This window comes from Neoroseomonas rubea (genome assembly GCF_016106015.1).
GTDB lineage: Bacteria > Pseudomonadota > Alphaproteobacteria > Acetobacterales > Acetobacteraceae > Neoroseomonas > Neoroseomonas rubea.
The window spans coordinates 1-5,420 of sequence record NZ_JACADQ010000293.1 but is presented as its reverse complement, the minus strand read 5'-3'; the positions used below and the strand labels follow the sequence as shown (position 1 = coordinate 5,420).

Annotated in this window: 7 protein-coding genes; 3 read left to right on the top strand and 4 right to left on the bottom strand. The window is 74.7% G+C overall.

The features are described 5' to 3' along the window. The coding region (locus HW577_RS19930) for a hypothetical protein (RefSeq protein ID WP_474100251.1) at positions 1–213 on the top strand (213 nt) is incomplete at its 5' end. 14 nt (positions 214–227) lie between these two features. Here the strand turns inward: HW577_RS19930 and HW577_RS19925 are convergent. The 4 genes from HW577_RS19925 to HW577_RS19910 form a co-directional block, all read right to left on the bottom strand. Next, positions 228–617, bottom strand: coding sequence for a DUF4214 domain-containing protein (locus HW577_RS19925; RefSeq protein ID WP_198377878.1), 390 nt, complete (start codon positions 615–617; stop codon positions 228–230). 55 nt (positions 618–672) lie between these two features. Then, positions 673–1,113, bottom strand: coding sequence for a nucleoside deaminase (locus HW577_RS19920; RefSeq protein ID WP_198377877.1), 441 nt, complete (start codon positions 1,111–1,113; stop codon positions 673–675). Between the two features lie 166 nt (positions 1,114–1,279). After that, positions 1,280–1,861 carry a transposase gene (locus HW577_RS19915; protein ID WP_198377876.1) on the bottom strand — a complete coding sequence of 194 codons (582 nt, stop codon included), beginning with the start codon at positions 1,859–1,861 and terminating at the stop codon, positions 1,280–1,282. A 302-nt stretch (positions 1,862–2,163) separates the two neighbouring features. Next, positions 2,164–3,180: a class I SAM-dependent methyltransferase gene (locus HW577_RS19910; protein ID WP_198377875.1), complete on the bottom strand. Its 1,017-nt coding sequence runs from the start codon at positions 3,178–3,180 to the stop codon at positions 2,164–2,166. Positions 3,181–3,301: 121 nt separating this feature from the next. On the opposite strand from HW577_RS19910, the gene HW577_RS19905 reads away from it, so the two are divergent. Both HW577_RS19905 and HW577_RS19900 read left to right on the top strand, forming a co-directional pair. Then, complete coding sequence (locus tag HW577_RS19905) at positions 3,302–3,964, top strand: response regulator transcription factor (protein ID WP_198377874.1); 663 nt, start codon at positions 3,302–3,304, stop codon at positions 3,962–3,964. Further along, complete coding sequence (locus tag HW577_RS19900; RefSeq protein WP_198377873.1) at positions 3,961–5,340, top strand: sensor histidine kinase; 1,380 nt, start codon at positions 3,961–3,963, stop codon at positions 5,338–5,340. Before HW577_RS19905 ends, HW577_RS19900 begins: the two co-directional genes overlap by 4 nt. The last annotated feature ends 80 nt before the right edge of the window (positions 5,341–5,420 follow it).

Sequence of the window (5,420 nt, the reverse complement as noted above, 5' to 3'; positions counted from 1 at the left end):
CGCGCCGGGCGCGGCGCGCGCGCGGCGGAAACGGCGCTGAACGCCTGGCTCGCGACGCTGGTGGGCGCCGACGCGCCGCTTGCCGAGGCGCGCGCCGAACTCCCCGCCGCACCGGGCCAGCCGGGAGTGCACCACCTGGCCATCCGGCTGCGGCCACACCTGCCGCAGGGGACGCCATCGGTGGCGCATAAATTGGTGATGGCGCTGCCCTGAGGCGCCGCGCGCCCCTACCGTGCCACCCGCGCGGCGAGTTCCATCCCCACCGCCGCCACCGCTTCCGCCAGCAGGCGCTGCGCATCGGCCAGCGACGGCGCATCCATCCCGCCCAGCTCATCGCGCAGCCGCGACAGCGTCGCGACCAGGTCCCCCGCGCCATCCGACGGCGGCGCCGACTCCTCCCCCCGGAACTTCAGCACAACGCCGAGGTTCCGCGCCTCCGGACTGCCGGCCACGTCCTCGATCACGCGGCGACGGACCTCCGGCTTGTTCTCGATCCGGCCGAGGTGATGCCGGTACCCATCCTCGTCCGGCCAGCGGTTCAGGATGACCGTGTAGAGGTTCACCACGAACTCATGGTCGCTGCCGCCCATCAGGTCGGCACCGTCGATCTCCCGCATGCGCCCCGCGCCTCCGCCCGTCGCAGGCGGATCAATCACGAGAACGGAACGAAAATCAACGCCGGGCACCGAAGAATTCCTTCAGCAGGGCGGCACACTCGGCCTCACGCACGCCGCCCACCACCTCCGGCACATGGTGGCAGGAGGGCGCCGCATAGACCCGCGCGCCATGATCCACCCCGCCGCCCTTGGGGTCATAGGCACCGAACACGACCCGCGCGACCCGGAAGAAGGAGGCCGCCTGCGCGCACATCGGGCAGGGTTCCAGCGTGACCGTCAGCGTGCAACCGACCAGCCGCGGGGAGCCGAGCCGCGCCGCGGCCTCCCGCAACACCAGCATCTCGGCATGAGCGCCGGCATCGCACCGCGCCTCGACCTCGTTGCCCGCACGGGCGAGCACCGACCCGTCCGGGGCGGTGAGCACGGCACCCACCGGAACCTCCCCCCGCAAGGCGGCGGCACGGGCTTCCTCGAGCGCGATCTCGATCGGGGTCATCGGGCGGGAGGCATGGCAGGGGGGCGCGCACGCGACAAGGGTTCCGGGGGGCACTGCCCGCGGGGAGGCGCGGCCTCGCGCACGCTGCGTCCGGGGGCGCTGCCCCCGGGCCCCCGCCGGGGAGGCGCGGCCTCCCCGGACCCCTGCGATCCTTCCGCGCGCGCCATCAGCCGACGGGGACCAGGCAACGCGGGACAGGGCGGCGGCGGGTGGTGTTGCGCAGCAGGCGGAGAGTGAGGCGGGTGAGTTCCGCGGCCCGCGAGTCGCCGGCCGGACGCTTCGCGGCGTCCGCCAGCACGGCCATCAGCGTTTCGGACAAATCCGGGTCGGGAAAGTACCAGGACGGGCCGGGAAGGGCGCGATGGATGCGCAGGCGCCGCGCCAGCACCACGGCCGCGAGCCCGAGAAGGCGATGGCAGCGGCGGAACACCGCGGCAATCCAGGACTGCATCCGCCGGATCGCCCGCGGCGCGCGGCGGCGGGCGGATTCCTTCAGCAGCCGCGACCACACCCCGGCATGGGCCCAGCGCCGGAACAGCCGATGCAGCGTCGCTGTAGGACCATGGTCCGTGGAAACCCGCGACCAGGGCAGGCTGGTGGTGGCGATGCGGAAGATGGCGTCCAGCTTCCCGCGCAGGTCATGCACCGGCCGCCCGGCGCCGGTGTTGCACACGAAGGGCAGAAGGGCCTCGAATTCCGCATCCGTCAGGTTGGACCAGGGGCGGGGGCGGGGACGGTGGCGACGCATGAGGGGGGGGGCTCCGGCGGCGGGGGAAAAGGGCCGAAGCGTAGAGGAAATTATTCCTTTTTGTCAAGTCGTGACGGTGATGGCCCCCGCAATGCCATGCCGAGCAGGCCGCCTCTACGCCCTGGATACGCACCTCAGGTGATGGGTTCCGAGGGCCTTTCGGCCCTCGGCGGGTCCAGGGGGGCGCTCTGGCCCGGTGGTCTGGAGGGGCGGAGCCCCTCCAGCTGAAGGCGTGGTCTGGAGGGGCGGAGCCCCGCCCCGAAGCCCCGCCGCAGCCGTCCGCGCCGCCGGCCCGGATCGGCTCACGCCGCCGCGTCGAGCCGGATCGGGTCTTCGCGCCGCCGCGTCGGAAGGCCCGCCGCCGTGATCACCGCATCCGCCATGGCGCGTACTGTCGCGTGGCGTGCGCAGGTGATCCGCTCCTCGATGTTCCGTCGCAGCCGCGCCGCCCGGCGCGTGAAGGGCGCGCCGGACAGGAGGTAGGCGAGAGGACTCCCCGCCGTCGCGACCTGGCGCAGGAGGCGCTCGGCCAACTCCGGCCCCGCGCCCGCGGACGGTGCGTCGCCCGGGCGCCGCTTGCGGAACACGACCGAGGTGCCGGCCGCGTCCTCCGCCGACAGCGGCACGAAGCCCTGCCGCCAGGCCAGCAGCACCAGCGTCTGCGGCGTGAAGTTCCAGATGTGGGCCCCGTGGAAGGTGTTGGCGGCCTGCTTGCGCACGCCGGACAGGTCCGGCACCTCGATGAAGAGCAGCCCGCCCGGCGCGAGCCATCCGCCGATCCGCCGCAGCGCGTCCCACGGGTCCGCGAGGTGTTCCAGCACGTGGTTGAGCGTGACGAGGTCCAGGCTCGCCGGCGCGACGGCGGCCTCGGCAAGGCCGCCCGTCTCGACCGCCACGCCATAGGTCCGTCGCGCGAATTCGCCGTAGCCCTGGTTCGGCTCGATGCCGCGCGCGGCGAAGCCGGCCCGCTGCATGACGTAGGTGAATTCGCCGGACGACGCGCCGACATCCAGCACCCGCCCCCCGGCGGGCAGCAGCGGCGCGAGGCGGCCGGCCCGCGCGATCGCCCCGCGCAGCGCGCGCAGGGCGTGCTTGCGCTTCGGCTCCCACCCGCCCTTGTAGGCCACGCGGTAGCGCGTGGCGTAGAAGGCGGCGACCTCCTCCGGATCGGGCAGGGGGTGGTGGCTGACCAGGCCGCAGCCGCGGCAGACGACGGTCGTCAGCGGCTCCATCCCGCGCCCGCGCGTGGCGAGCACCTGGCGTTCCTTGCCGCCGCACAGCCGGCAAGGGCTTGCTTCGATGCGCGTGCCGATCTTCATGGATGCCTCCGCCATGGGTGGCGGCGTAGCGGCGCGGTGCCCCGGTCCGCTGACGGGCGCTGTCAGCGTGGCGTCAGCGGCCGCGGGTACACGGGGTGGAGCCAGCGGGCGGGGCGGGCGCATGCGGGTTCTGGTGGTCGAGGACGAGGCGGGCATCGCGGTGGACCTGCTCCGCGCGCTCGCCGTCGCGGGCTTCGCGGCGGAGCATGCGGCGGACGGCGAAGCCGCCTGGCAGCGCGGCGGCGTCCAGCCTTTCGACGCGGCGATCCTCGACCTTGGCCTGCCGCGGATCGACGGGCTTTCCCTGATCCGCCGCTGGCGGGCGGAAGGCGTGGGCTTCCCGATCCTGGTGCTGTCCGCGCGCGGCGCCTGGACCACGCGCGTGGAAGCGATCGATGCCGGCGCCGACGACTACCTGGTGAAGCCCTTCGCGATGGAGGAGCTGCTCGCCCGGCTGCGCGCCGTGCTGCGCCGGTCCGCGGGGCGGGCCTCCAACACGCTGCGGGCGGGCGAGCTCGCGCTCGACCTGCGGGCAAGGCGGCTGACGCGCGGCGGCCGGCCGGTCGAGCTGACGCCGCTGGAGTTCCGCCTGCTCGCCTACCTGATGCACCACCAGGGCCGGGCCGTGCACCAGACGGAGCTGACCGAGCACCTGTATGCCGAGGAAGCGGACCGGGGCGACAACGCGGTGGAGGCGCTGGTGGCGCGGCTGCGGCGCAAGGTCGGCGCGGATGCGATCAACACCCGGCGCGGGCACGGCTACGTCATCGGCGACGCGCCATGACGCGTTCGCTGCGCGCGCGCTTCGCGGTGGTCGCGCTGGTGACGGCCCTGGCCGTGGCGGGCGCGGTGGGCGCCGCGGTGCAGGGGCTGTTCGAGCGGCATGTCGAGCGCGAGATGCTGGTGGAGCTCGACGCCGACCTGCGCTTCCTCGCCCGCAGCCTCGTGCTCGAGGACGGGGCGGCCTCGCTGCGGGTCCAGCCCCTGCCCGACCCGCGCTTCCAGGAACCGCTGTCGGGGCTCTACTGGCAGGTGCGCAGCGACGATGCGGGCGTGCTGCTCCGCTCGCCGTCGCTCGGGCTGTGGGAGCTCCCGCTCGAGCCCGACACGCTGCGCCCGGGGGAACGGCACCGTCACATCGTCTTCGGTCCGGAGGGCACGAAGCTGATCGTGCTCGAGCGACGGATCGAGGGCGCCACGGGGCCGGCGGCCGGCTTCCGCGTGGCGGTGGCGGTGGACCGCAAGGTGCTGGAGGCCGCGAACAGGGCCTTCGTGCGCGACCTGCTGCCGCTGCTCGTCGCCATCGCGGGTGGGCTTGTGGCGGCCTTCGCGCTGCAGGGCGCGATCGCGCTCTGGCCGATCGAGCGGGCGCGGCGCGCGCTGCGCGACCTGCGGGCGGGGCGCCGCGAACGCCTCGGCGCGACGCTGCCCTCGGAACTCCGGGGGCTCGCCACGGATTTCGACGCGATGCTCGAAGCGCAGCGGCAAAGCGTGCGCCTGGCGCGGGAGCGCGCGGCGGATCTCGCGCACGGGCTGCGCACGCCGCTCGCACTGCTCGGCGCGCGGGCACGGGAACTGCGCGACCGTGGCGATGCGGAGGCGGCGGCGGCGATCGAGGAGGTGACGTCCGGAATCGACGCGCGGATCACCCGCGAACTGGCCCGGGCGCAGATCCGCGGGCCGGGCCTGCAGAGCGGCCCGGTGGCCGTCGCGCCGGTGGTGGAGCGCATCGCCGGCGCCCTCGCGCGGATGGAGCGGGGCGGGGCCGTGGCCTGGCGATGCGACATTCCTGCCGCGTTGATGGCGCCCGTGGATGAGGGGGACCTTCTCGAACTGCTCGGCACCTTGTTCGAGAACGCCGCCAAATGGGCGCGGTCGGATGTGCGGATCGCCGCCTGGGCGGAGGGAGAATCGGTCATCCTCCTGGTCGAGGACGACGGGCCCGGCATCGCGCCCCGTGACCGGCGCGCGGCGCTGACGCGCGGCGGAAGGCTCGACCCGGACCGCAGCGGCACGGGGCTCGGCCTGGCGATCGCCGCCGACATCGTCCGCGCCTATGGCGGCGACCTGCATCTCGAGGACGGGGCGACGGGCGGCCTGTGCGTGCGGATTGTCCTGCCGGCCAGGACGGACGCCGCCATTCATCGCGGCGACGCCTGACGCGTCACGGCCCGACCGCCCAGGCCGCCCCCCCCGGCGGGCCGGGCGGCACGCCGTGCGGGAGGCGCCCGCCGCTGGAT